The organism is Francisella sp. XLW-1 (assembly GCF_008711455.1).
Classification (GTDB): Bacteria; Pseudomonadota; Gammaproteobacteria; order Francisellales; family Francisellaceae; genus Francisella; species Francisella salimarina.
The window spans coordinates 237,510-262,988 of record NZ_VXKP01000002.1; the positions used below are offsets into that span (position 1 = coordinate 237,510).

Consider the following 25,479-nt stretch of genomic DNA (forward strand, 5'->3'; position numbering starts at 1 on the left):
TCAACGGATATTTCTCTAAAATTCTTTATGAAAAAAATTATCATTAAGGGTGCAAAAACCCATAACTTAAGAAATATTGATGTTGAGATACCTAGAGACAAGCTTACTGTTATTACAGGTTTGAGTGGTTCTGGTAAATCATCATTAGCGTTTGATACGCTATATGCAGAAGGCCAAAGACGCTATGTCGAATCATTGTCTTCTTATGCTAGGCAGTTTTTATCAATGATGGATAAGCCGGATGTTGAGCATATAGAGGGCCTTTCGCCGGCTATCTCAATTGATCAGAAAACGACATCTCACAACCCAAGATCTACAGTTGGGACCGTTACAGAAATATATGACTATCTGAGAGTCTTCTTTGCTAGGGCTGGAACTGCTAAATGTCCAGTACATCATATCGAGCTTAAAGCACAGACAGTTAGCCAGATGGTTGATAAAATTTTAGAGTTTGATGAGAAAGCTCGGTTAATGATACTTGCTCCGATCATTTCTCAGAAGAAAGGTACTCACCATACTTTGTTAGATAAAATATTAGCACAGGGTTATATCCGCGTTCGTATAAATGGTGATTTTTTTAATCTAGATGAGGATTATCCAGAGTTAGATCGCTATAAGAAACATAATATAGATGTTGTAGTTGATAGATTTAAGCCTAAGAAAGACAATGAGCAAAGAATTGCAGAGTCTATAGAGACCGCTTTAGATCTTGGTAATGGTATCGTCAAATTAGCAGATATGACTAACGAAAATGCTGAAGATATCTTATTCTCATCAAAGCATGCTTGTCCGTTGTGTGATTATGCTCTCAAAGAGCTATCTCCAAGAATCTTTTCATTTAATAGTCCATTAGGGGCTTGTAGTAGTTGTGATGGTCTGGGGGTCAAAGAATTCTTTGATGAGAAGAAAGTAATAATAGACCCTGCAATTTCGCTTAAGCATGGAGCAATTGTTAAGTGGAATAAAACAAATCAATATTACTATTCACAATTAGAATCCTTGGCTGAGCATTATAAATTTTCATTAGATGAACCTTTTGAGAAATTATCTAAAAAAGTTCAAGAAATAATCTTGTACGGTTCTGGTGATGAAACCATTAAGATGACTGTTGATTCAATTAGAGGTGGTAGACAAACTAGAGTTAAATCATTTGAGGGAGTCATACCTCATTTTGAGCGTAGATACTATGAGTCTGACTCAGATATGGTCAAAAAAGATCTCTATGAGCTTATGAGTAACCTTAAGTGTAAGTCTTGTAATGGTGCTAGAATTAATGAATATGCTAGAAACATATTTATAGCAGATAAAAATATAGCAGATGTGTGTGCCTTGTCTATAGATGAATTATTGAAATGGCTTGATGAATTAGAGTTTGTCGGGCAACAAAAAGTTATTGCAGAGAATTTACTTAAAGAGATCAAGCTAAGAGTTGAATTTTTAGCAAATGTTGGTTTGGAGTATTTAAGTCTTTCAAGACAGGCTGATACTCTTTCGGGTGGTGAAGCACAGCGTATTCGTTTAGCTAGTCAGATTGGTGCTGGATTGGTTGGCGTTATGTATATCTTGGATGAACCTTCTATTGGTCTTCATCAGAGAGATAATCAACGCCTTTTAGATGCATTGCATAATCTTAAAGATTTAGGTAATACGGTTATCGTTGTTGAACATGATGAAGATGCAATTAGGCAAGCTGATTATGTTATTGATATGGGGCCAAAGGCTGGTGTTCATGGTGGTGAAGTAGTTGCATCAGGAAATTACCAGACTATTATCAAAAATAAAAAATCTTTGACTGCTGATTATTTAAGTGGTCGCAAGAAAATAGAAGTGCCAGATAAAAGGCTGAAAGCTTATAAGAATCGTTTTATTGAAATAAACGGAGCAACTGGCAATAATTTACAAGGTGATAACTTAAAAGTTCCTCTTGGTGTTTTGACTTGTGTAACCGGTGTATCAGGGTCTGGTAAATCAACTTTGATTAATAGGACATTATATCCTCTAGCATCAAGATTATTAAATAGAAGTACACTTGTACCTATGGAATATAAATCACACAAAGGATTTAATCATTTTGATAAGGTTATTGATATCGATCAGTCGCCAATAGGACGTACTCCTCGTTCAAATCCAGCTACATATACAGGTGTCTTTACACCGATAAGAGAGCTGTTTGCAGCTACAGCGGAGTCTAGATCTAGAGGGTATAGTCCAGGAAGATTTAGCTTCAATGTTCGCGGAGGTAGATGTGAGGCTTGTCAGGGTGATGGTGTTATAAAAGTTGAGATGCATTTCTTAGCTGATGTATATGTGGCTTGTGATGTTTGTGAAGGAAAGCGTTATAATCGTGAAACTCTAGCTGTACAGTACAAGGGGAAAAACATATACGAAGTATTAGAGATGACTGTGGAGGATGCTCTAGGGTTTTATGATGCTATTCCGAGTATCAGGACTAAATTAGAAGCTTTAATGAGTGTCGGATTGTCTTATATTAAGTTAGGCCAAAGCGCGACTACCTTATCTGGTGGAGAGGCGCAAAGAGTTAAATTAGCTAAAGAGCTTTCAAAACGCTCAACAGGCAAAACTTTATATATTTTAGATGAACCTACTACAGGACTACACTTTTATGATATTCATCAGCTTTTAAAAGTAATTATGGATCTGCGTGATAGAGGTAATACGGTAGTAATTATTGAGCATAATCTTGATGTTATTAAGATGGCTGATTGGATAGTGGATTTGGGTCCTGAAGGTGGAAGTAAAGGCGGACAGATAATTTTTGAGGGAACACCAGAAGACATTATCAAATGTAAAAAATCTTATACAGGGAAGTATTTGAATAATTTACTTTGATTAAGATGTTGAAACTTTATTTAAGTTATTAGGTTTGCAAAGTATCGCATAAGCTAAGATAGCTAATAAGCCCAAAAAATATATAACTTGAATCCATGCAAAAGCAGAAGAAGATATAATAGAGTCAAAGTTTATATTTTTAATTCCAGAAAATATTGCTAAAACTACACTCGCCCATGATATGGCAAATGCATTTGTTAATTGAATTATTGAACTATTAACAATTGTCGCAGGACTCATGTGCTCATCATTTTCGATAGAGTTATAAATTCCTGCATTACAAACTATAGTAAACATTCCAAAACAAATACCTATTATTATAAGTAAAACTGAGAATGCAAAAAAGTTAAAGTCAATAAAGATTATTCCTAGGCTCAAATATGTAAAAGCCATTGTTGTAAGAGTTATCACAAAAAAATTATAAAAATGTAAGCTTATTAGTACTTTTTTTACTACTTTTTTAACATACCATGCGGGCATTATGAAAAGCATTAATGTTAGGCCTGATTCAAAAGCAGAAAAGTGTTGCTTCGTCTGTAAATATAATGGTAGAAGGAAAGACATGCCCATTATCAATAAGCGGGTTGTGGAGCTTATGATAGTGAAATATTTAAAACATTCATTTTTGAAAATATTTAGATTAATAACAGCATTATCACCTAATCGTATTGCGTGTCGAAGATATATTGCAAATAAAATTATTGATGATAAAAGTATTAACCATTTAGTATTTGGAAGTATATTCGCATCAATCATAAGATCTATAAAAAACATTAATAATGCTATTGAGACTCCAAGAATTAGAAAACCTTTAAAGTCAAATTTTCTAATTTTTGCTACTGAAATATTGGGTAAGTAGATACTTATTAATATTATGCAAACTAGCACGATAGGGAAGTTAATAAAAAATATCATTCTCCAACCTATATAAGTTGTCATTGCACCTCCAAATAAAGGTCCTATAACAGGGCCGAGTGTAGCAATGACTGCTACTATTGACATAGCTGTTAAGCGATCGTTTTTGAATATTCTAACCATTGCTAAACGAGCAACAGGTGCTGTAAATGCTCCAAAAGCGCCTTGAAATGCTCTAAATATTACCAGACTAATAATATTTGTTGAGAGTCCACAAGCTACAGAAGAAATAACAAATCCAACCAAAGATATGACGAGAAGTTTTTTGCAGCCTATTTTATCTGAGATCCAACCAGATGCTGGAATAAATAACCCCAAAGCTAATAGGTAAACAGTTACAGCTACTTTAAGAGCTAAAGCATTTACTTGAAAATCATTAGCTATTTGAGGTAGAGCAGTATTAAGTGCTGAACCATCAATTAACTCTATAAGAAAAACTATACCAATTGTATAGGCTATTATTTTATTTCTATCCATTATAAATTTAAGAATTGCTTTCGTTTTGACAACGATTAAGTATCATGAATAGATCAGTATATATTTATATTGCTCAATATCATATTGATATTTATACAATTATTTGGCAAAACGACTAGCTAATAATCGAATTTTTTACTATAGTATTAGTTGGATTTTAGTATTAAAACTTCATAGGGAAGAAAAAGGTAAAATAAATATATGGCACAAAATAATGATAATAAAAATAATATGCTTAAAAATATTATTTTTTGGATTTTAATCATTGGTGGGATGCTACTGCTTTTCAATGGTATCAATGATACAAATAGTTCATCTAAAAGTATTAATTATTCATCGTTCGTTAGTAAGTTAAAAGATAATAAAATTAGTTTAGTAGATGTCGATGGTAGAACTATTACTGGTAAAACAGAAGATGGTGAAAGCTTTGTAACTTATGCTCCACTACTTGATGGAGGCTTGGTTAATAAGCTAGAAGATAGCAAAGCTGTTATTAAAGCAAAAGCACCTGAGAAGCCAAATATATTTTTGGCATTCTTGCTAAATTGGTTACCTATGTTACTAATCTTTGGTTTCTTTATCTATATGATGATGAAAGCAGGAGGTGGTAGTAAAGGAGGACCTTTCTCTGTAGGTAAAAGTAAAGCTAAACTTTTAGGCGAAGATGAAATCAAAGTAACTTTGGAAGATGTAGCTGGTGTCGATGAGGCTAAAGAAGAAGTAGCTGAGATTGTTGATTTCTTACGCGAGCCAAAAAAATATGAAAAAATTGGTGGTAAAATTCCAAAAGGTGTCTTAATGGTAGGACCTCCAGGAACGGGTAAGACACTTCTAGCAAGAGCTATAGCTGGTGAGGCTAAGGTACCATTTTTCTCAATTTCAGGTTCTGATTTTGTAGAGATGTTTGTTGGTGTCGGTGCATCTCGTGTACGCGATATGTTTGACCAAGCTAAGAAAAAAGCACCTTGTTTGGTATTTATTGATGAGATAGATGCTGTGGGTCGTCATCGTGGCTCGGGTATGGGTGGCGGTAATGATGAACGTGAACAGACTCTAAACCAAATGCTTGTTGAAATGGATGGTTTTGCTGATAATGAAGGTGTTATAGTAATTGCTGCAACTAATAGACCAGATGTTTTAGATAAGGCATTATTAAGACCTGGTAGATTTGATAGACAAGTAAATGTAGGTTTGCCTACGGTTAAAGGTCGTGAAGCTATACTTAAAGTTCATATGAAAAAAGTAGCTTTAGGCGATGATGTTAGGGCTGACTGGATAGCTCGTGGGACTCCAGGTTTTTCTGGTGCTGAGCTTGCTAACCTTGTAAATGAAGCAGCTCTATTTGCTGCAAGAGAGTCTAAAGATAAAATTAGTATGGCAGATTTCGAAAAGGCTAAAGATAAAATCTTGATGGGCTCAGAAAGAAGAAGTATGGCTATGACTGAGAAAGAGAAGAAGCTTACTGCATATCATGAAGCTGGTCACGCTATTATTGGTAAACTGATGCCTGAACATGATCCTGTTTATAAAGTAAGTATTATACCTAGAGGTAGAGCTCTTGGTGTAACTATGTATATGCCAGAGGGTGATACTGTTAGCCAAAGTAGGCTTATTTTACATGGACGTTTATGTAGTATCTTTGGTGGCAGAATCGCAGAAGAGCTTATATTTGGGTATGATCATGTTACTACAGGAGCATCTAATGATATTCAAGTTGCTACAGATATTGCTCGTAACTATGTAGCTCGTTGGGGTTTATCAGATGCTATGGGAACTATACTTTATGATGTTGAAGATGATGGTCCATTTGGAGGAAGTGGTGGTAAATCTGTCAAAATGTCAGATTCTACTATTCGTGAAGTAGATACAGAAGTACGTAAGTTGATTGATAAGAGCTATAACAAGGCTAAGAAATTATTAGAAGATAATGTTGATATCCTTCACGCTATGGCAGATGCTCTTATGAAATATGAAACTATAGATGCATTACAAGTTGACGACTTAATGGCGCGACGTGATGTACGTGAGCCAGGTGAGTATGGAGATAGCTACAAGCCAAGTGTCGAGGTTGGTAAGGTTATAGCTCCTGCAGCTCCGGATGAGGATGTTCCAGATACATCTGATGAATCTAATCCTAAAGATGATCTCTAAATATATATTAAATTAAAATCATTCTTAATTCTAAAAATGTTCAAGTAAAAATCTAATATGTATTAATAGTAATTTTAAAGTTAATGTGTTAACTAAAGTTAATAATATTAAAAGCTATAAAACTAAGATTTTTGTATAATTTATGCTAATATATTCTGAGTGAAATTAAGATAAAGGGAACAGATATGTCATTACCTACTCCTCATATAGAAACATTAAGAAAAGAAGAATTTGCAAAAACAGTTATTATGCCTGGTGATCCATTGAGAGCAAAATATATTGCAGATAACTATTTAGAAAATGTTACAAGAGTTAATGCTGTTAGAAATATGTTTGGTTATACTGGTACTTACAAAGGTAAAAAAGTAAGTGTCATGGGTTCTGGAATGGGTATGCCTAGTATGGGTATCTATGCTTATGAGCTTTTTAAGTATTATGATGTTGATAATATCATTAGGGTTGGCTCAGCGGGTTCTTATAAAGAAGAATTCAAAGTCTATGATGTAGTACTTGTTGAAGAAAGTTACTGTGAATCTGATTTTGTTGAAATTGTAACTGGTGATAAGGATCGTGATGTTAAGTCTTCGGAAGAGCTTAATAAGGATCTTGAAGAGTCAGCTAAAAGACAAAAGATAGAGCTTAAAAAAGCAAAAGCACACTGTACTGACGTTTTTTATAGAAAAAATTCTGATGATTATAAAAAAATCATCAAAAAGTATGGCTGTGATTTAGTTGAGATGGAGACTGCTGCTTTATTTGCAACAGCAAATGAGTTGGGTAAAAATGCATCTGCGGTTGTAACTATATCTGACAGCTTTATAACAGGTGAATCTACTACTGCTCAACAGAGAGAGCAATCTTTCACTAACATGATGGAAGTTGCTTTAGGTACCATTACTGAAAAATAGCAGTATATCTAATTTTCTGATTCACCAATCTCCTGTTTTATTTTTTCTAATGCTTTTTTAGCTGCTTTGTTTATTAGCTTTTTATTGTTTGTTTTTGCATAAAAGTTGGTGGGTTGTTCTATAATAAGTTCTATTTTCTCAACTCTTGAAAACATAGTTGTTTGGTTTAATTTTGTAATAAACTGGCTATGAAGTTCTTTTATTTTTGATTTTAGTATTTCCTTATCACTTTTAACTATAATTTTAACTGGTGAATAAAAAACTAAACTAGTATCTTTTAAATAAGGTATATTTAGCTTCTGTAGTTCTTTATTAGCTACTTCTACAGTAGTCTTTAGATTGGATGCTCTAGCGATAAGTGTTTTATTGGCGTAGGTTGAGTCAGTGATTTTTTTTCTAGTTTTATGTGATTCTATATTAGCTATTTTTTCTGGGATAACTTTTATGCTCATAATTTAATATATATTTGTTGCATTACTTAGTTGAGAATAGAATATTTCAATTGCATTGTCTATGGCTGAGTCTCTTCCTTTATCGGAACAAGATTTAATGGTATACAGTTTAGAAGCTAGTTGACCGGTTAAGTTATCAGTTATTTGTAATTCAATTTCTGTGTTTATGCAGTATTGGCTTTTCACTAACTGGTTATCATAGTCTCTCAATTTTAGAGATATACTAATATTTGCAGAGTTCCTATTATCTGTAGTTAGATAATTGTTTACTTGTATATATTTTTCTAAAGAGCTATAAAAAAAGCCACTATTCTGTTTATCAATGTATATTTGTATGGTTCGCTTAATATTTAATAGTTCATTGTTTATATTATTTAGAGCTTCCATATAGCTACTAATATTAATTGTTGGAGATAAAATTACTAATGCTCTTAAACTTGATTTTATTACTTTGATGTTTTTATCTATTTGATGAGCTATGTTAAGTCTATAGATAGAGTTTTTATTATGTGTAGTTGCTAGCAATTGATTTGCTTGGTTGATATTGCTAATAATTAATTTACTTAAATCTTCTATGGTTTGAGATTTGTCTATTTGAGTTTCTACATAGAATGCTTGATTTGTTTGAGACTGATTTATTATTTTATAGTTTGGAATTGTAATATCTGCTGTAGAGGTTGTAACTTCTTTGATAAGTTTTTGAGATATTTTATTATTGTCAGCAATACTGCTGAAACTAGTTGTTGAAGATACAGTCACCTGTAGTCTTTGAATCATATCTGCTAAAGCGTTATGAGTGGCTTGATCTAAGGTCTTACCTGAGCCGAAACCATATAGAGTTTCATCAGTATTGGATCGACTAGTTAGAAACCACTCTGGAACTGGTTCAATATTTATATTTTTAACCATAGGCTGTTTAGTAATATTTTTATGTGTCTGAGGTGTGTTTTTGGTAATATCATATTTTTCTTGAGTATTTCTGGAATAACTACACGCGGTTAAACTAAATATTATTAGCACTAGTAGTTTTAGCTTAAAATATCTCATTATTACACTATATGATTCAATTCGTACAATTAATGTATCTATCTTAATTTAAATTTCTTATAAACTCTATATAATGTACATTTAGGTTATTATTTTTATTTAAAACTATAAGAGAATCGGTTAATTAATAATGTTAAATTTAGTTCAGAAAATTATAGGCAGTCGCAACGATAGGTTTATTAAGAAAGTTTCTAAAACGGTTCAGAAAATTACTAGTTTAGAGCCTAAGTTTGAGAAACTTAGTGATCAAGAGTTAAAAGCAAAAACTCAAGAGTATAAAGAAAGGGTCGCAAAAGGAGAGACTTTAGAGAGTATTCTTCCAGAAGCATTTGCTACAGTTAGAGAAGCAGGTAAGCGAACCAAAAATATGCGTCATTATGATGTACAGTTAATCGGAGGAATAGTTCTTCATCAAGGTAAGGTTGCCGAGATGAGAACTGGTGAGGGTAAAACACTGGTTGCTACACTACCAGCATATCTGAATGCCTTGACTGGTAATGGGGTTCATGTGATTACAGTCAACGATTACCTTGCAAAGCGTGATGCTGAGCTGATGAGTGATATTTATGAATTTTTAGGTTTATCAGTAGGTGTAATCGTAGCTGACCTAAATCCAGAACAACGCAAAGAAGCTTATGCATGTGATATTACATATGGGACAAACAACGAGTTTGGTTTTGACTATCTTAGAGACAATATGGCTTATGATAAAGAGCAGCAAGTCCAAAGAAGTCGCAACTATGTAATTATAGATGAGGTTGATTCAATTTTAATTGATGAAGCTAGAACTCCACTTATTATATCTGGGGCATCTGATGATAGTTCTGAGATGTATAATATTTTTAATAGACTAGTGCCTTACTTAGAGAAGCAGGAAAAAGAAGAGTTAGAAGAAGATCAGGAACAGAAAGATTTTTATGTTGATGAGAAGTCTAAAAATGCTTATTTAACAGAAAAAGGCTATGCAAAAATTGAAAGTATGCTTAAAAAAGAGGGCATCCTTGAAGAAGATGATAACTTGTATAGTCCTCATAATATTACAAAAATGCATTATTTAAATGCTTGTTTGAGAGCTAATTCATTATACCAACTGAATGTTGACTATATTGTACGTGATCAAGAGATTGTCATTATTGATGAAAGTACCGGTAGAGCAATGCCAGGTCGTAGATGGTCAGATGGCCTACACCAAGCAATAGAAGCTAAAGAAGGTGTTAAAATCAATGCTGAAAACCAAACAATGGCATCCATTACATTCCAGAATTTCTTCAAGCTATATAATAAAATAGCGGGTATGACTGGTACAGCAGATACCGAAGCTTTTGAGCTTCACTCCATTTATGGATTAGAAGTGATAATTATTCCTACTAATAAACCATTAATTAGGAAAGATCATCATGATGAAATCTATGGTAGTGTAAGAGAGAAGTTTGATGCTATAGTTACTGATATCAAAGAAAGGATATCCAAAGGTCAGCCAGTATTAGTTGGTACTGCTTCTATTGAAGCATCTGAGGTTTTATCAACCTTGTTGAAGAAAAAGAAAATTAGACACAATGTATTAAATGCGAAGCAACATGAGAGAGAAGCTAGTATAATTGCTATGGCAGGTTATCCAGGTAATGTAACTATTGCAACAAACATGGCCGGTCGTGGTACTGATATTATTTTAGGTGGTAACTTGGAAGTTGAAATTGCACAGCTTGAGGATCCTTCAGCAGATGATGTTGAGAAAATTAGAGCGGAATGGATTAAGCGTAACGAGGTTGTCAAAAATGCTGGTGGATTATGTATTATTGGTTCAGAAAGACATGATTCACGCAGGATCGATAATCAGTTAAGAGGTCGTGCTGCTCGACAAGGTGATCCGGGTGAGAGTAAATTCTATCTATCGATGGATGATAATCTTTTGAGGATTTTTGCTTCTCAAAGTATGGCAGAAAGAGTTAAGAAAGGTCTTAAAGGTGGTGAATCATTAGCTTTTGGTTTTATGTCAAAAGTTATATCAAAAGCTCAAGGTAAAGTCGAAAGTTATCATTTCGATATCCGTAAAAACTTATTAGAGTATGATAATGTTGTAAACACTCAGCGTAAAGTTATTTATGAGCAGAGACAAGCATTTTTAGATTCTGATGATGTTAGTGAAATTCTTGCTGATATTCGTATAGACGTGGCGGAACAGTTATTTCATGATTATGTGCCTGCTGGCTCTATGCATGAGTTATGGGATCTTGAGGGTCTAGAAAAAGCACTTAAGTCTGACTTTCTGATAGAGCTTGACTTACAAAAGTCTTATCAGGAAAATGATAGTTTAGGAGAAGAAGATCTTAAGAAGCTTGTAAGAGAGGCTATAGAGTTTGAGTTTGCTGAGAAAACTAAAGATTTAGAGGTTGGAGCAGTTAGGCAGTTTGAGAAGTTCTCATTATTGCAGTCATTAGATAGTCATTGGCGTGAGCATTTAAGCTCAATAGATCATCTACGCAATAGTATAAATTTACGTGGTTATGCTCAAAAAGATCCAAAAAATGAGTATAAGAAAGAAGCTTTCGAGTTGTTTTCAACTATGCTAGATAACTTTAAGTATGAGGTTATATCTTCACTTGCTAAGATAAGAATTGCTACAGAAGAAGAAACTCAAAGAGCTCAAGAAGAATGGAAAGAGTCTATGAGTGAAATCAAAGCTGAGCATGAAAGTGTTATCGATAATAACCAATCAGAGGATGAGCAAGAGCAAGAAGAAGCACCAAAAGTTCAGCAAGTTAAGAGAGAAGGTCCAAAAATAAAAAGAAATGATCCATGTCCTTGCGGTTCGGGTAAGAAATATAAACAGTGTCATGGTAAAGTTGAATAATTCTATATAAACTTAAATGGCTTACAAAAATCGTTGCTTTGGTAATAAACCTAATCAAGAGCTTTATGCAAGCTATCATGATAATGAATGGGGCATACCAAAGTATAATGATAAGGAACTTTTTGAGCTTTTGATATTAGAAGGAGCTCAAGCAGGTCTTAACTGGGAAACTATTCTAAAAAAGCGTCAAGGTTATCGTGATGCTTTTTATAATTTTGATCCTATTAAAGCTGCAAGTATGTCAGATTCTGAACTTGAAGCTCTTCGAGACAATTCAAATATTATCCGTAATAAATTGAAAATCTATTCTGTTAGAAAAAATGCTCAAGTATTTCTTCAAATTCAAAAAGAGTTTGGTAGCTTTAGTGATTATATATGGGCGTTTGTGAATAATAAACCTATTAAAAACCACTGGAAATTTCATCAAGAAGTTCCAACCTCAACGTCTATCAGTGAGAAAATCTCAAAAGATCTCAAAAAAAGAGGGATGAGTTTTGTTGGACCAACTATAATTTATGCTTATATGCAAGCAACAGGCTTAGTTAATGATCATCTAGTTGATTGTTGGTGCTATACTGGAGAGATATGAGAATATATTTATAAAGTTAAAAGTTCATAACTACCTTCCTAAAGCAAGAAGTATTTCATACATAGTCGTAATATAATTAGGCTTGTGATTTTTGGGTTTTTTGTTATAATATGGTGTCTAGTTTTATAACTAGGTACTATGGAATAATAACAAAAAGTCAGAAGTCTATTGATTGTAGGCAGTTCTGAGGATTTAAAATCTAATAAATGGAGTAATAAATGTACGCGATAATTAAAAATGGCGGTAAGCAATACAAGGTTAAAGAAGGCGAAGTTGTTAAACTTGAGAAATTCGATCTTGGTATTGGCGAAAAAGTTGAGTTTGATACAGTTTTGATGGGTCAAACAGCAGAAGGCGAAGTTAAAATAGGCGCTCCTATTGTAGAAGGTGCTAAAGTTGTAGGCGAAGTTGTAGAGCAAGGTCGTAACAAAAAAGTTAAGATCATGAAGTTCCGTCGTCGTAAGCACAGCATGAAGCAACAAGGTCACCGTCAGTATTTTACAGCGGTAAAAGTTTCATCTATTAGTTTATAATTTTATTAAGAATATTTAAGGAGTATACAAATGGCTCATAAGAAAGCTGGTGGTAGTACTAGAAACGGAAGAGATTCAAACCCTAAGTATTTAGGTGTTAAAAGATATGGTGGTGAGTTTATTAAAGCAGGTACAATTATTCTGCGTCAAAGAGGTACTAAGACTCATCCTGGTGTAAATGTTGGTTGTGGTAAAGATCACACTTTATTTGCTCTTAAAGATGGTACTGTTAAGTTCCATGTTGGTGGTGCTTTAAATCGTAAGTTCGTTTCAATCGACGAATAATCCATCTATATCTATCTATCTTTTGAGAATATCATAATTTCATATTGATTATTTGCTGAAAAAGATATCATAATTAATTATTTTCTAGATATAATCTTTACTTTAAAACTTAAAGTTAGTTATATGAGTTTCTATATACCTTTGTTCTTATTTTGCATATCATCGACTATTACACCTGGACCAAATAATCTTATGCTTTTGATATCATCAATCAGATTTGGCGTGAGGAAGACTCTATCTCATTATCTAGGAGTCTGTCTTGGCTTTCCTTTTATGGTTTTAATTATAGGGCTCGGTTTAGAGTCAATTTTTGTAAGCCATCCAAGACTACATACAGTGATAAAAGTTGTGGGCGGTATTTATATGTTATGGCTGGCTTTTAAGATAATTTCATCATCCAATTTTGATGATGAAAAAAGTAGTAAACCACTAAGCTTTATTCAAGCAGCTCTATTTCAATGGATAAATCCTAAAGCTTGGATTATGGCAATTGGAGTTGTATCTACTTATACGGTAGTTAGTGCTAATATGAGCCTGTTAGTTCAGGTAGTTATTATTACTGTTATTTATATGGTAGTTTCATTCTTATGTACTGGGTTTTGGCTATTTGGTGGTAATTCAGTAAAAAGAATTCTAAATAATGAAAATCATTTACGAATTTTTAACCTGATTCTAGGAATATTGCTTATACTTTCAATAGTACTTATGATTTTTGAGTAACCTTTTAGCTTTGTCTTTTTTGGAATTTAGCAGAAATAAACATACCAAGTAATACGCCTATTATGATAATTGCTATCATAATTGTCGCTAGTGCATTTATTTCAGGGGTAGGTCCATTCTTGACAGTTGAGTAAATGTACATTGGTAGGGTAGGATTGTCACTACCAGCCACAAACTCTGTGACAACTAAATCATCAATAGATAATGTAAATGTAAGTAATGCTGATGTAATTAGTGCAGGTATAAGTTGAGGTAAAGTTATTTTAAAGAAGGTCTCTATAGGACCTGCACCTAGATCTAGAGCAGCTTCTTCTAATGATATATCTACACTAGCTATACGTGATTGCATTACTATTGCAACATAAGCTGTACACATTGTTACATGTGCTATAACCACCGTAGTAGTTCCTCTCTCATGAGGCCAGCCAATAATATGTTGTAATGTTGAGAACATTAATAATAAAGCCACCCCAAGAATGATATCAGGTAAAACAAGTGGTGTTGCTACAAGATCATATAAAAAACTTCTTGATCTAAAAAATTTAAATCTAGTCATAGCGTAGGCTACTATAGTTCCAAGTATTGTTACAATAATTGATGTTATTGTTGCTATCTTTAGGCTAGTAAAAGTGGCATTTATAATATCTTCATCATTAATTACTTCATGATACCAGTCAAAAGTAAAGCCACCCCATAAGTTTATAATCTGAGAGTCACTAAATGAGAAAACTACTAGGATTACTAAAGGTATGTATAAAAATACCAAGCCAAATACAAGCATTATGCTACTAAATGAAAATTTTTTCATTGCTTATACCCCCTAAACAAAAGTTCTCTTAGCTTGTATACGTTGCATCCACAGGATAGGCAATACTAGAACGACTATTAGTACTACAGATATTGCAGCAGACATACCCCAGTTATTAGATGTGAAGAACTCTTCCCAAATAACATTTCCTATCATTAATGAATTCATCCCGCCCATAATCTGTGGTACTACCACTTCACCAATAGCCGGAATAAATATTAACAAGCTACCGGCAATCAAGCCAGGCATAGATAATGGCAGAGTTATTTTAAAGAATGAATTAACTGGCTTGGATCCCAAGTCTTCTGCAGCATCGTATATGCTTGGGTCAATTTTTATTAAAGTGCTATAAAGTGGCAGTATTAAAAAAGGTAAATAACAATAAACCATCCCTAAATACATTGAGAAGTCATTGTATAATAAGGCCATGCTTGGCAAACCTAAATCCATTAAGAACTGGTTGAGAGTATGATTTCCTAATAGTGTTACCCAAGCATAAGTTCTAAGTAAGAATGATGTCCAGTAAGGAATAATAATTAATACCAAAAAGAAAATTTGTGTATTTTTTTTAGCTCTAGATAATGCTAAAGCCATTGGGTAACCAATAAAAATACACAAAGCAGTAGTTATAAATGCGACTTTAAAAGATTTTAAAAGAGATATGAATATTAGATTATAGTGAATCAACTCAATATAGTTACTTAGATATAAGGTAAAGTTTAGAGTTGAATCTTTGAATGTCATCAATGCAGTAACAGGGGGAGTACCGTCCGCTGGCAATGTAAAGCTAATACCTACAACAAATAAAAAAGGTATAAGTAAAAATACCATAAACCACACAAAAGGAACTAGGTATACTAATATGTGTCTAAAGCTTTTCTCTAAGTTTTGCATTATGAGTATAACACCATGATATTTTGTGATTCCCAAGTAAGATATACTTCATCATCCCAAGATGGATGGTCTGCATTTCTTTCAATATTAAAATCTGTAGATTTCATTATATTACCATTAGTGGTTCTAACATGATAAGTAGATAATCCACCCATATAAGCAATATCTTCGACAATACCCTTGATACAGTTTATAGGTTTGTTGGGATCATAGTCTTCTGGCTTTTCTTTGCTAATAACTATTTTTTCAGGGCGAAGACCGACCCAAATTTCTTGATCTTCAATTGCTTCGATATTTCTTCTTAATACAAAATCTGTACCCGCCTGCTCAGAAGTTATAACACTTCTAGTTCTTCCGACTTCTTCTACACGACCCTCAAAAATTGTACTTTTACCGATAAAGCTTGCAACAAATCGACTTTTTGGAAATTCATAAATTTCAGAAGGAGTACTTACTTGTTCTAACCAACCATCGGTCATAATACCTATTCTAGTAGACATGGTCATAGCTTCTTCTTGATCATGAGTTACCATTATAAAGGTACTACCTGTTTGTTCTTGAATATCCACAAGCTCAAACTGCATTTGATCGCGCAAGTTTTTATCTAGAGCTGATAATGGTTCATCTAGGAGAATTAATTTAGGTCTTTTTGCTAAACATCTTGCTAGAGCTACACGCTGACGCTGCCCACCAGATAATTGATGTGGTTTTCTTTTAGCAAGATGATCCATTTTTATGATTTTTAGAGCAGCATCAGTAGCTTTTTCTATTTCTTCTTTTTTTAGAGATTTCTCTTGTTTTAAACCGAACATAATATTTTGTTTAACATTCATATGCGGAAAAAGTGCATAAGATTGAAACATCATATTCACAGGTCTTTTATACGGCGGAGTATTTGACATATCTACACCGTCGATAATTATTTTTCCATCAGAAGGTCTTTCAAAACCTGCTAGCATTCTAAGAAGAGTACTTTTACCACTTCCTGAACCACCTAATAAAGAAAAAAACTCTTTTGGGTAAACGTCAAGATTAACAGAATCAACAGCTAAATGACCATCATCAAACTGTTTCGAAAGGTTCTTTATAGAAACCAAAGGTTTTTTTGAAGACTTTTGCATCTTTAGCTCTATATACAAATTAGTTAAGATGCTTAATAATAAGCAATTTTTATATAGAAAAAAAGCAAATATTAAGATTAATGAGTATTATTTAAATTATTGAATCTTTAGCATTTTATTAAACTAGCTAGTGATAATAAGTATAATCTAAGAAGTAGCATTATGATTGGTAGTGAAGTATGAGTAAGTTGTCTTCGATTTTCAACAGCGTTGAAAAAGAGTTTTCTGAGCATATATTGAGACCAAAATTATCAAATCTTCCTGACTGGTTTAGTGGTCAAATTATCAGAGTAGGTCCTGCTAAATTTGAATATGGAAATATTAAGCTAAATCATTGGTTCGATGGTTTGGCTATGTTGTATAGCTTTACTAATAGCAATAAAGGTATTTGCTTTTCAAATAAATACTTACAATCTGAGCAGTATCTATCGGCTGCTAAAGGGCGTATGAGATATGATGAGTTTGGTACAGTGTTACCTTATAGGTTCGCTAAGTTAGTTTCGATAGTTAAGACTATGTTGGGAGTCAAAGTAGAAAAGCCAAGTTGCAATGTTAATATTCTTAGACTCGACGATAAACTATTGGCCACTAGTGAAGTTACCACTATGCTTGAGTTTAATAAGAATGATTTGCATACATTAAAAGAATTTAGTTTTAGTGATAAAATGAAAGGTCAGTTTAGCTGTGCTCATCCTCAGTTTGATCCTGTCACGAAAGAACAGTTTAACTTTGTCGTCGATATATCAAAAAAGTGTAAATACACTATTTATAAAATTGCTAAAAATTCTTCAGAAAGAACAAAAATATATGAATTCTATGATAATCAATTTATATATAACCATACGCTATTTCTCACGGAGAGCTATGTTGTTTTATATTTAGGTCCATTAAGAGCAAATCCACTTGATTTTTTGACTAAACCTGTTTCAGAAGTTATATCTTATGATGATACTGCAAAATGCAAGTTATTGGTTATTGATAGACGAACATATGATGTTCGGATTGTAGATGCTGAGAGTATTGTCTTCCTTCATAGTGTTAATGCTTTTGAACAAAATAATAAAATATATCTAGACTTTATTGAGTATACCGACAATCTTGAACCATATAAGAAGTTCTATTTTAAAAATATTGAGAATGATGATTGTAGACTAAAAACACAGCTAACACGAATGGTTGTTGATATGAGTCGTAACACTATAGAAAGAAGTATTATTACAGCTCTCAATGTTGAATTCCCAAGGATTAATGAGAAATTTTTGGTAAAAAATTATCGCTATGTTTATCTAGCTAAGCGTACAACTCAAGCAGAATTTTTTAATAGCATAATAAAAATAGACTTATCAAATAATGATATGGTTGAATATTGTTTTGGAAATGATTTTGTCTCAGAACCTATATTTATAGCTAATCCACAAGCTCAAACTGAAGATGATGGTCTTATATTTGTAAATGTTATCGATACAGACAAGAAACTTAGTTATATTGTCTATTTAAATGCAACTGATTTAAGTTTAGTATATAAAGCATATTTACCAATCCTAATTCCTCCAGCTTTGCATGGGGTATACTTAAAGTAGTATTTATGAAAAATGTAATTTTTGATTTTGATTCAACATTGATTAAAAAAGAATCGTTAGAGTTAATCTTAGAGCCATTATTAAAACAATCTCCTTCAAAGCTAAAAGAAATTGAGCGTATTACCAATTTGGGTATGCAAGGAGACGTTTGTTTTAGAGAATCTCTTGAAAGAAGATTAGCTATTGCAAGTCCAACAAAGCAAAGTATCAAAGATTTTGCAGATAAGTATTGTCCTGATTTATTGACAAGTGGTATCAAAAAAATAATCGAAACACTTAGAAATAAAGGTTATCAAATATGGATTTTTAGTGGTGGATTAACTGAGAGTATCGAGCCATTTGCAGATTATTTGCATATTCCACGAGACAATATATTTGCAGTAGATATTGTTTGGAATGACGATGGAAGTTTTAAGACTCTTGATAACTCTAATGGAGCATGTGATTCAAAGTTAAGCGCTTTTGATAAAGTCAAAGATTTGATAAATGGTGATATTATAGCTGTTGGTGATGGTTATACAGATTATCAGCTATATGAAAGAGGTTGTGCCAATAAGTTCATAGCATATTTTGAACATGTTGAAAGAGAAAAAGTGTCACAATTATCTAAATATATAGCTAGAAATGTAGATGACTTAGAGCTATTGCTTTTCTAACTTTTTGGCAGATATTACCGAGTGAATAAATGCTATAAACAATACTAGTATTCCTATAGAACCACTAAACCATTCTGGAATATGAACGAATATCTTTAGTAATAGTACAGCTGCTAAAAAACCAATAGCGTAGTGAGCACCATGTTCTAAATATATATATTTTGCCAGAGTTTTCTTTTCTACAAATAGTATGGTCAGTGATCTTACAAACATTGCACCAATACCAAGACCAATCATAATTATGATAATATTTGCTGTAATAGCGAATGCACCAATTACACCATCAAAACTAAATGATGCATCTATTATTTCAAGGTAAATAAATCCCATTATGCCGTTGCGAGCAACTGTAGAACTATCTATATGCGATGTATCAAATATGGAGTTAAGCATACCAATGCTTTCATGTACAACTATACCCAAAAAGTAAGCAATTGCTAAACTGCCTTGATAATCAGGTTCTGCATCATAGATGATTATTAAGCCAATAAAGATTGCAAATAGAATATATCCACCATTATAATCACGTATTTTTCTTGTAATCCTATTGTTCTCAACTATAGGTATCCAATGATGACCTTCATTTTCACTGAGAAAAAAGTTCAGAAAAACCATAAGTAAGAAACTACCACCAAAACTGCAAATATAAGGCATGGAATGCTCTAATATATTTTGATACTGTTGAGGATTGTTTAGGGCAAGTGTAACTACGTTAGTAAAATTAATACCACTTGTGACACTTACCAATAAAATTGGGAATAATAAACGCATACCAAAAACGGCAATCGGTAAACCTAAGTAGATAAAGATCTTTTGCCATTTTTGTGACATTTGTCCAAGAATTTTTGCATTGATGACGGCATTGTCAAAACTAAGAGAAATTTCAAGTATGGCCAGAATTAATACCGAGTATATTGTTTCTAATGGAGCAGTTGGATAAGTAAATATAGCAATACTGATACCAATAAGAGTTACAAAGAAAGAACCATAGAAGTATTTTAAAATTTTCAAAGCGATCAAAAAGTATGTTTTTAACGAGTAGATTTTAACATATAATGATATTTTACAAGATATTTTCAAGGTAGTTATATGTCGTTAGCATTGTATACGATTATTTTTTTAGGATTATGTTTCTTTTTATGGCGTAATTTTATGAAAAATAAGGAATATGCTGTAGATGTTGCTCAACGTTCAACGGCAAAATATGATTTAGAGTTGCTAGATGAAACTGTTTGTTTACGTAAAATAGATGTTAAGCTTGAGAATAAGCGTTTAGCTTTTTATAGAGTATACTCATTTGATTATAATAGCTCATCATCTGATGAGAGGTTTCGAGGGTATATTGTTATAAGAAATGGAAGACTTGATGATATTGTGATATCTGAGTTTGAGAAAGCTGATATTGTCAAAGAAAATATTGTATCTAGGCAATTTGAAGACACTCAATCAGGATCAGCGGCAAATAATGTTATAAATTTTGATGAAGAAGGGAAGTTATGATTATTCATTTACACCAGTTACCGAAATTAAAAGGAAGGAGTTATAGTTGTAGTCCTTTTTGTCTAAAGCTTGAGCTATATTTAAAAGCTACTGATTTGAGTTATCAAAATCATTTTAGTTTAGAGTTTAATAAATCACCAACAGGTAAAATGCCATATATAGAGACTATGGGTAAGAAATTTGCTGATAGCAATCTCATTATCGAAATGTTAGATAAGCAAAATCATAACAACTTGGATGAGCATCTAAACTCTGAACAAAAAGCCATATCCACAGCATTTATAAGATTATGTGAGGATAGCTTGTATTGGGTTGGGGTATATAGCCGTTGGGCTGATAAAGATAATTATACATGGAAAAAAGAGTTCCTAGAGTCCACCAAGCTACCAAAGGCTATGGCGAGTATAGTTTATCCTGTTGCTAAGAGAAATGTTCTGCGTCAACTAAAGGCTGCAGGTGTAACAAATTTAACTAATAATGAAATTTATTCAAAGGCTGAGCGTGATTTACAAGCTATAGCAGACTATTTAGGTGAAAAAGAGTATTTCTTCAATTCTAAACTATCATTACTAGATTTAGTGGTGTTTAGCTTTATTGTCAATATTGCAGATGGAAGTTGTGGGCGTAGGTTACAAAGTTTTTTAGCTAGTCTAAAGCTTGATAATTTCATAAGAAATATGCAAGAATCATTTGAGATCAGTTTCTGATCAACGTAACTATCTTGATTTATAAAGTAATATCTTTATGGGTGATTTTAATTATAAAACTGTATGAGCTATTTGGAAGAGTTTCAGTAGCTTGTAGATAATTTGACTTGAACACAAGGAGGATGTGTAGTGCAATATATAGAGGAAAAACAACGAACGAAATACTTCATTTCATTATTTTTATTACAATTATTTGAAAGGTTTAGTTTTTTTGGTTTTTTTTATATTTTAATATTTTTCTGTATAAATAAGTTAAATCTTACAGAATCTTACGCATCAACCTTTGCTGGTTCATTTACTGCTCTTTGTTATGTTCTGAGCTCTTTAGGAGGTTTTATATCTGATAAAGCCCTAGGTGTGAGAAGGACTTTAATTGCAGGTGGTATTTGTCTATTATCAGGATATTCATTGTTAGCGACTAGTGATATGCTAATGAATTTTTCGATCTATATAGGGTTGGCAATGATTATTGTTGGAGCATGTTTATTTGTGCCAATGACATTGAACAGTGTATCTAGATTATATGCAGGAGATCCAGCAAAGTTAGACTCTATATACGCTTACTTTAATATGGCTAATAATATTGGAGCATTATCAGGTGCTATTTTGATACCTTATTTAAGCAGTGCAGATTCATATGGTTTAGAAAATAGGCATTATGGAATTGCTTTAGGGGTGTGCGCTTGTGGAGTATTACTAGCTCTTGGCAATATATTTATGAATAAAAAATTATTTTCAACAATAGCTGCGCCAGTTGGCAAAAAAACACTTAGTTTTCAGCAGTTGGTTTTAGCTATAGTAGGAATAGTCTTTTTTATATCAGTAGTTACTGGCTTATTGTATTTTAGTGATTTAATTATTATTGTACTTATTCTAGCGGTAGTAGTTATTGTTGGTTATTTCATAAATGTTACTTTCCAGCAAGATAAAGAGTATCGCTTAAAAATGCTACTTTTATTAGTATTTATATTTTATGCAACAATATTTTTTATGACTTATGCTCAAAAGACAACGTCATTCTTCCTATTTAATGTTCATCATGTGGATTTGAATATTTTAGGTATTAAGCTAAATTCGCAAACTGTACCAGGACTATTAAATACTTCAGGGATTTTAATTTTTTCTCCACTTCTTGCTATGTATTTCAATAAAATGGGTGATAGATTAAGATCAACAAGTAAATTTGCTTTGTGCTTGTTATGTGCTGGGATATGTTACGGTTTCTTATATTTGGTGTGTGTTTTTAATGATCCTTCTACAAAAGTTTCCTTTTGGTGGGAAGTCATAGCTGTAGGTGTGTTTTTTTCCTGGGCTGAGATTATGGCAACGGCTGTTGACTTATCTTTGATAACGCAACTTGTCCCGACTAAGGTCAGAGGCTTTTGTATGGGGATGTGGTTTTTAACTTGGGCAGTTGGTATTAAGCTAGGAGCATACGTGGCTTCACTTTATGCTAGTAAAGACTTGGAACACTCAAAGAGCTCTTTGTTAATTGGGCAAACTAAGATTAATAGTTATTTGGGTTATGAGAATTTATTTATGTGGATTACTATTGTTACCGTAGTTGCTGCTTTTTCACTTTTAGTCCTAAAAAATAAGATTAATAATGTTATTTATAAATAGTGTGGGAGATTTATGAATATTTTAAAAATTAGTAAACAAACTTTAAGGAATAATATTAAAATTATTCGAGAGTATATAGGCAACGCTAAGATGTGTTTTCCTGTCAAGGCAAATGCTTATGGGCATGGTATAGAAGAGATAGTAGAGAATACACATGATTTAGTCGATTTTTTTGCTGTTGCTAACTCTCTAGAGGCTTTTAGAGTAACAGCTGTTGCTAAAAATCCAGTGCTAGTATTTGGAGTAATATATTATGAATATATTGAAAAAATGATCTCAGAAAATATCAGAGTTAGCATTCAAGACTATGAAGATATTGAAAAGTTAGAGCAAATAGCCAAAGAGCTTGATAAAAAAGTATATGCCCATATTAATATAAACACAGGTATGAATCGTATGGGAGTGTGTTATAGTGATGCTTGTAGAACTATAAAAAGAGCACATGACTCTCAGTGGATTTTACTTGAAGGAGTGTATAGCCATTTAGCATGTGCTGATAATCGAGATCATCCAACAAATACTAAGCAAAAAAAGAGATTTTCAGAAATTGTTGAATATACTAAAGAGTTATCTCGTAAGATAATCTGTCATTTATCAAATTCTTATGGTTTTCTAGGAGATAAGGAAATTTGTTATGATATGATTCGCCCAGGTATTGTAACTTACGGTTTCCTTCCAGAGTTTTATGTTGATAGACCTATAAGAGAAATTAAGCCTATAGCAAGGCTATTATCAAAGGTAGTTAAGATAATTGATTTGGAAGAAGGTGATGGTGTAGGTTATTCGATGATATATAGGGGTTTTCATGGAGAGAAAGTTGCTGTATTACCTATTGGCTATGGCGATGGTTTTCCTAGGGAGCTTGGTGATAGAGGGTTTGTGAGTATCAACAATGTGCTATACCCTATGGCTGGAAGAATGAGTATGGATGGATTAACGGTTTCACTAGGCTATAATGAACACGATGTTAAAGTAGGAGATGTAGTAGAACTAATATCTGATATTCCACGCAATAGAAACAGTGCTTTTCTGATGGCTAAACAAGTCAATACAATCGAGTATGATATTATGAGTACTTTAAACGAGAGAGTTATAAGAGAGGTTATATAACTTCTGAAGTATTTACATGTAAGATCATTCGCAGTAAACTCTTAGTTACTATTTAGTAATTTGTTAATTAAAGGATAACATGGAAAAGAAGAGTCTTTCTACCCTTAGCTTGGTAGCTATGGGTGTTGGTGCTATTATGGGGTCAGGGTGGATGTTTGCCGCGCAGTATACATCGCAGGAAGCTGGTCCTGGATCTATTCTTTCTTGGATAATAGGTGCAATTTTAATGATTTTTATAGCCTTAGTGTTTGCTGAGGTTTGTACAATTGTACCAGTTGAGGGGTCTACTTCACGCATTCCTCACATTACTCATGGGACTATGACAAGCTATATGTTCGCATGGATTACATGGATATCATACTTGGTCTTAGCACCAATTGAGGTTCAGGCAGTTATTCAATATTTGGCAGTATTTTATCCATCACTCATTGATGCTAGCAGAGATGGTGCTTTGTCGATGGCTGGAGTACCGTTAGCAATAATTTTCCTTTTAGGATTCTGTGTTATTAATTTTTATTCACTTAAATGGTTAGCAAAAATTAATAATATTGTTACTTTATTTAAGGTTGCTGTACCAATATTTATATCGATTGTATTTGTTATATTTTGTTTTACTTTACCAGCTTTAAAGGATATGAAAGCAGAAGAATTATCACTTATGCCATTTGGGTTTAATGGTGTTTTGGCTGCAGTTTCAGTTGGTGGTATTGCTTATGCTTTTACTGGTTTTAAAACTATAGTAGAGCTCGCAGGAAGTACAAAAAACCCTAAGAAATCAATTCCAGTTGCAACGATCGGGGCAGTTTTGATTTGTTTGATTATTTTTCTATTCTTACAGGCTGCGTATTTATTAGTGATGTCAAAGTTTGTACATAATAATGATTGGCAAGGTGTTGTTGTGCCAGGAGCTAGCTCATCTAGTTTTGGTCCATTTGCTGTAATGGCTCAAAGTTTTGGAGTTACATGGGTTATGTACCCACTCTACTTTGGAGCTATAGTATTCCCTCTTATGGCTGGTCTAATTTACTTTAGTATTGCACTAAAATCTTTGGGAGCTATGGTGCATAACGGTTACTTGCCAAGTGTTTTAGGGAAGTTAAGCCCAATTATGCAAAAACCAATCTATGCTATTGGACTTAATTTCTTGATCGCTTTAGTTATGTTTGCTCCATTCCCTGGGTGGAAAGAAATGGCTACTTTCTTAACGTCATTGATAGCTCTTACATACATTACTGGTCCAGCATCAACCATGGCACTTAGACATCATCTACCTGACATGCATAGACCATTTAGGCTTAAAGGTGCTTATTTGCTATCAACTTTAGGTATGTTTGCAGCTACTTTAGTATTTCTATGGAGTGGATGGGCGATAGTTTCAAAGGCTGGTATAGCTCTAATTATTGCTTTGATTATGCTTGGAGTTTATAGAACCTTCAGAAAAGATATATCAGAAGAAATACATTGGAATTTTAGAGAGTCGATATGGTTTTGGATCTATATTGTACTAGTTACAATAGTTTCTTATTTTAGCTCATTTGGCGGAACAGGGGGGTTAGATTTATACTGGAGTTCAGCAATAGTTCTTGTAATTAGTTTTATCGTTATTACAATAGCGAAGAATCTATGTCTGTCTGCTGAAGATATGCAAGAAGGAATCAAAAAAGCTATTAGTGACGACAATTATATCTAAATAAACAATTTT

The 25,479-nt window shown here is 32.9% G+C and carries 22 protein-coding genes; 15 read left to right on the forward strand and 7 right to left on the reverse strand.

Annotation, left to right across the window (positions count from 1 at the left end):
• Positions 1-27 precede the first annotated feature (27 nt).
• Entirely contained in the window at positions 28-2,850 is a 2,823-nt protein-coding gene (gene uvrA / locus F3D59_RS03650; protein WP_150463838.1) for an excinuclease ABC subunit UvrA, read from the forward strand.
• On the opposite strand, the gene F3D59_RS03655 is transcribed toward uvrA, so the two are convergent.
• Positions 2,851-4,242: an MFS transporter gene (locus F3D59_RS03655; RefSeq protein ID WP_150463839.1), complete on the reverse strand. Its 1,392-nt coding sequence runs from the start codon at positions 4,240-4,242 to the stop codon at positions 2,851-2,853.
• A 201-nt stretch (positions 4,243-4,443) separates the two neighbouring features.
• On the opposite strand from F3D59_RS03655, the gene ftsH reads away from it, so the two are divergent.
• Together ftsH and deoD are read left to right on the forward strand one after the other, a co-directional pair.
• Entirely contained in the window at positions 4,444-6,393 is a 1,950-nt protein-coding gene (gene ftsH / locus F3D59_RS03660; RefSeq protein ID WP_191092425.1) for an ATP-dependent zinc metalloprotease FtsH, read from the forward strand.
• 185 nt (positions 6,394-6,578) lie between these two features.
• A complete protein-coding gene (gene deoD / locus F3D59_RS03665; RefSeq protein WP_149368057.1) occupies positions 6,579-7,301 on the forward strand; it encodes a purine-nucleoside phosphorylase in 723 nt (240 codons plus the stop codon).
• Positions 7,302-7,309: 8 nt separating this feature from the next.
• Here the strand turns inward: deoD and F3D59_RS03670 are convergent, their stop codons facing one another.
• Complete coding sequence (locus tag F3D59_RS03670; RefSeq protein WP_150463840.1) at positions 7,310-7,753, reverse strand: hypothetical protein; 444 nt, start codon at positions 7,751-7,753, stop codon at positions 7,310-7,312.
• Between the two features lie 3 nt (positions 7,754-7,756).
• Entirely contained in the window at positions 7,757-8,800 is a 1,044-nt protein-coding gene (locus F3D59_RS03675; RefSeq protein ID WP_150463841.1) for an LPP20 family lipoprotein, read from the reverse strand.
• Between the two features lie 130 nt (positions 8,801-8,930).
• Here F3D59_RS03675 and secA point away from each other — a divergent pair, with 130 nt between their 5' ends.
• The 5 genes from secA (at position 8,931) to F3D59_RS03705 (ending at position 13,778) form a co-directional block, all read left to right on the forward strand.
• Positions 8,931-11,651 carry a preprotein translocase subunit SecA gene (gene secA, locus F3D59_RS03680; RefSeq protein WP_150463842.1) on the forward strand — a complete coding sequence of 907 codons (2,721 nt, stop codon included), beginning with the start codon at positions 8,931-8,933 and terminating at the stop codon, positions 11,649-11,651.
• 16 nt (positions 11,652-11,667) lie between these two features.
• On the forward strand, positions 11,668-12,240 hold the full coding sequence (locus tag F3D59_RS03685; protein WP_150463843.1) for a DNA-3-methyladenine glycosylase I: 573 nt from the start codon (positions 11,668-11,670) through the stop codon (positions 12,238-12,240).
• Positions 12,241-12,458: 218 nt separating this feature from the next.
• Positions 12,459-12,773, forward strand: a complete 315-nt coding sequence (rplU, locus tag F3D59_RS03695; protein ID WP_004288036.1) for a 50S ribosomal protein L21 — start codon at positions 12,459-12,461, stop codon at positions 12,771-12,773.
• 30 nt (positions 12,774-12,803) lie between these two features.
• Positions 12,804-13,058: a 50S ribosomal protein L27 gene (gene rpmA, locus F3D59_RS03700; protein ID WP_150463844.1), complete on the forward strand. Its 255-nt coding sequence runs from the start codon at positions 12,804-12,806 to the stop codon at positions 13,056-13,058.
• Positions 13,059-13,181: 123 nt separating this feature from the next.
• Complete coding sequence (locus tag F3D59_RS03705; protein ID WP_150463845.1) at positions 13,182-13,778, forward strand: LysE family translocator; 597 nt, start codon at positions 13,182-13,184, stop codon at positions 13,776-13,778.
• 4 nt (positions 13,779-13,782) lie between these two features.
• Here F3D59_RS03705 and F3D59_RS03710 read toward each other — a convergent pair whose 3' ends face one another.
• Genes F3D59_RS03710 through F3D59_RS03720 form a run of 3 tightly spaced genes read right to left on the reverse strand, consistent with a single transcriptional unit; the run spans position 13,783 to position 16,601 of the window.
• The gene (locus F3D59_RS03710; RefSeq protein WP_150463846.1) at positions 13,783-14,586 is read right to left on the reverse strand and encodes an ABC transporter permease; all 804 of its coding nucleotides are present in this window, start codon (positions 14,584-14,586) and stop codon (positions 13,783-13,785) included.
• A 12-nt stretch (positions 14,587-14,598) separates the two neighbouring features.
• The gene (locus tag F3D59_RS03715; RefSeq protein WP_150463847.1) at positions 14,599-15,480 is read right to left on the reverse strand and encodes an ABC transporter permease; all 882 of its coding nucleotides are present in this window, start codon (positions 15,478-15,480) and stop codon (positions 14,599-14,601) included.
• Positions 15,480-16,601 carry an ABC transporter ATP-binding protein gene (locus tag F3D59_RS03720; RefSeq protein ID WP_146421161.1) on the reverse strand — a complete coding sequence of 374 codons (1,122 nt, stop codon included), beginning with the start codon at positions 16,599-16,601 and terminating at the stop codon, positions 15,480-15,482. Before F3D59_RS03720 ends, F3D59_RS03715 begins: the two co-directional genes overlap by 1 nt.
• Before the next feature lie 179 nt (positions 16,602-16,780).
• Between F3D59_RS03720 and F3D59_RS03725 the strand changes: the two genes are divergently transcribed.
• Both F3D59_RS03725 and F3D59_RS03730 read left to right on the forward strand, forming a co-directional pair.
• On the forward strand, positions 16,781-18,181 hold the full coding sequence (locus F3D59_RS03725) for a carotenoid oxygenase family protein (protein ID WP_150463848.1): 1,401 nt from the start codon (positions 16,781-16,783) through the stop codon (positions 18,179-18,181).
• A 5-nt stretch (positions 18,182-18,186) separates the two neighbouring features.
• The gene (locus F3D59_RS03730; protein ID WP_150463849.1) at positions 18,187-18,837 is read left to right on the forward strand and encodes an HAD-IB family phosphatase; all 651 of its coding nucleotides are present in this window, start codon (positions 18,187-18,189) and stop codon (positions 18,835-18,837) included.
• Here F3D59_RS03730 and F3D59_RS03735 read toward each other — a convergent pair.
• Complete coding sequence (locus F3D59_RS03735; protein ID WP_150463850.1) at positions 18,823-19,848, reverse strand: DUF475 domain-containing protein; 1,026 nt, start codon at positions 19,846-19,848, stop codon at positions 18,823-18,825. The two genes, F3D59_RS03730 and F3D59_RS03735, sit on opposite strands and share 15 nt — an antisense overlap.
• A 78-nt stretch (positions 19,849-19,926) precedes the next feature.
• Between F3D59_RS03735 and F3D59_RS03740 the strand changes: the two genes are divergently transcribed.
• The 5 genes from F3D59_RS03740 (at position 19,927) to F3D59_RS03760 (ending at position 25,467) form a co-directional block, all read left to right on the forward strand.
• On the forward strand, positions 19,927-20,337 hold the full coding sequence (locus F3D59_RS03740) for a DUF3301 domain-containing protein (RefSeq protein ID WP_150463851.1): 411 nt from the start codon (positions 19,927-19,929) through the stop codon (positions 20,335-20,337).
• Positions 20,337-21,044 (forward strand): glutathione S-transferase family protein, encoded by a 708-nt coding sequence (locus F3D59_RS03745; protein ID WP_150464006.1) that lies wholly within the window; start codon positions 20,337-20,339, stop codon positions 21,042-21,044. Before F3D59_RS03740 ends, F3D59_RS03745 begins: the two co-directional genes overlap by 1 nt.
• A gap of 129 nt (positions 21,045-21,173) precedes the next feature.
• Entirely contained in the window at positions 21,174-22,667 is a 1,494-nt protein-coding gene (locus tag F3D59_RS03750) for a peptide MFS transporter (protein WP_150463852.1), read from the forward strand.
• A 12-nt stretch (positions 22,668-22,679) separates the two neighbouring features.
• The gene (alr, locus tag F3D59_RS03755; protein ID WP_150463853.1) at positions 22,680-23,777 is read left to right on the forward strand and encodes an alanine racemase; all 1,098 of its coding nucleotides are present in this window, start codon (positions 22,680-22,682) and stop codon (positions 23,775-23,777) included.
• A gap of 79 nt (positions 23,778-23,856) precedes the next feature.
• Positions 23,857-25,467, forward strand: coding sequence for an APC family permease (locus tag F3D59_RS03760; RefSeq protein ID WP_150463854.1), 1,611 nt, complete (start codon positions 23,857-23,859; stop codon positions 25,465-25,467).
• Positions 25,468-25,479 lie beyond the last annotated feature (12 nt).

Excerpts from the sequence above, each read along its gene's own strand:
- uvrA (WP_150463838.1), top strand. The coding sequence starts at position 28 with ATGAAAAAAATTATCATTAAGGGTGCAAAAACCCATAACTTAAGAAAT.
- F3D59_RS03655 (WP_150463839.1), bottom strand. The coding sequence starts at position 4,242 with ATGGATAGAAATAAAATAATAGCCTATACAATTGGTATAGTTTTTCTT.
- ftsH (WP_191092425.1), top strand. The coding sequence starts at position 4,444 with ATGGCACAAAATAATGATAATAAAAATAATATGCTTAAAAATATTATT.
- deoD (WP_149368057.1), top strand. The coding sequence starts at position 6,579 with ATGTCATTACCTACTCCTCATATAGAAACATTAAGAAAAGAAGAATTT.
- F3D59_RS03670 (WP_150463840.1), bottom strand. The coding sequence starts at position 7,753 with ATGAGCATAAAAGTTATCCCAGAAAAAATAGCTAATATAGAATCACAT.
- F3D59_RS03675 (WP_150463841.1), bottom strand. The coding sequence starts at position 8,800 with ATGAGATATTTTAAGCTAAAACTACTAGTGCTAATAATATTTAGTTTA.
- secA (WP_150463842.1), top strand. The coding sequence starts at position 8,931 with ATGTTAAATTTAGTTCAGAAAATTATAGGCAGTCGCAACGATAGGTTT.
- F3D59_RS03685 (WP_150463843.1), top strand. The coding sequence starts at position 11,668 with ATGGCTTACAAAAATCGTTGCTTTGGTAATAAACCTAATCAAGAGCTT.
- rplU (WP_004288036.1), top strand. The coding sequence starts at position 12,459 with ATGTACGCGATAATTAAAAATGGCGGTAAGCAATACAAGGTTAAAGAA.
- rpmA (WP_150463844.1), top strand. The coding sequence starts at position 12,804 with ATGGCTCATAAGAAAGCTGGTGGTAGTACTAGAAACGGAAGAGATTCA.
- F3D59_RS03705 (WP_150463845.1), top strand. The coding sequence starts at position 13,182 with ATGAGTTTCTATATACCTTTGTTCTTATTTTGCATATCATCGACTATT.
- F3D59_RS03710 (WP_150463846.1), bottom strand. The coding sequence starts at position 14,586 with ATGAAAAAATTTTCATTTAGTAGCATAATGCTTGTATTTGGCTTGGTA.
- F3D59_RS03715 (WP_150463847.1), bottom strand. The coding sequence starts at position 15,480 with ATGCAAAACTTAGAGAAAAGCTTTAGACACATATTAGTATACCTAGTT.
- F3D59_RS03720 (WP_146421161.1), bottom strand. The coding sequence starts at position 16,601 with ATGCAAAAGTCTTCAAAAAAACCTTTGGTTTCTATAAAGAACCTTTCG.
- F3D59_RS03725 (WP_150463848.1), top strand. The coding sequence starts at position 16,781 with ATGAGTAAGTTGTCTTCGATTTTCAACAGCGTTGAAAAAGAGTTTTCT.
- F3D59_RS03730 (WP_150463849.1), top strand. The coding sequence starts at position 18,187 with ATGAAAAATGTAATTTTTGATTTTGATTCAACATTGATTAAAAAAGAA.
- F3D59_RS03740 (WP_150463851.1), top strand. The coding sequence starts at position 19,927 with ATGTCGTTAGCATTGTATACGATTATTTTTTTAGGATTATGTTTCTTT.
- alr (WP_150463853.1), top strand. The coding sequence starts at position 22,680 with ATGAATATTTTAAAAATTAGTAAACAAACTTTAAGGAATAATATTAAA.
- F3D59_RS03760 (WP_150463854.1), top strand. The coding sequence starts at position 23,857 with ATGGAAAAGAAGAGTCTTTCTACCCTTAGCTTGGTAGCTATGGGTGTT.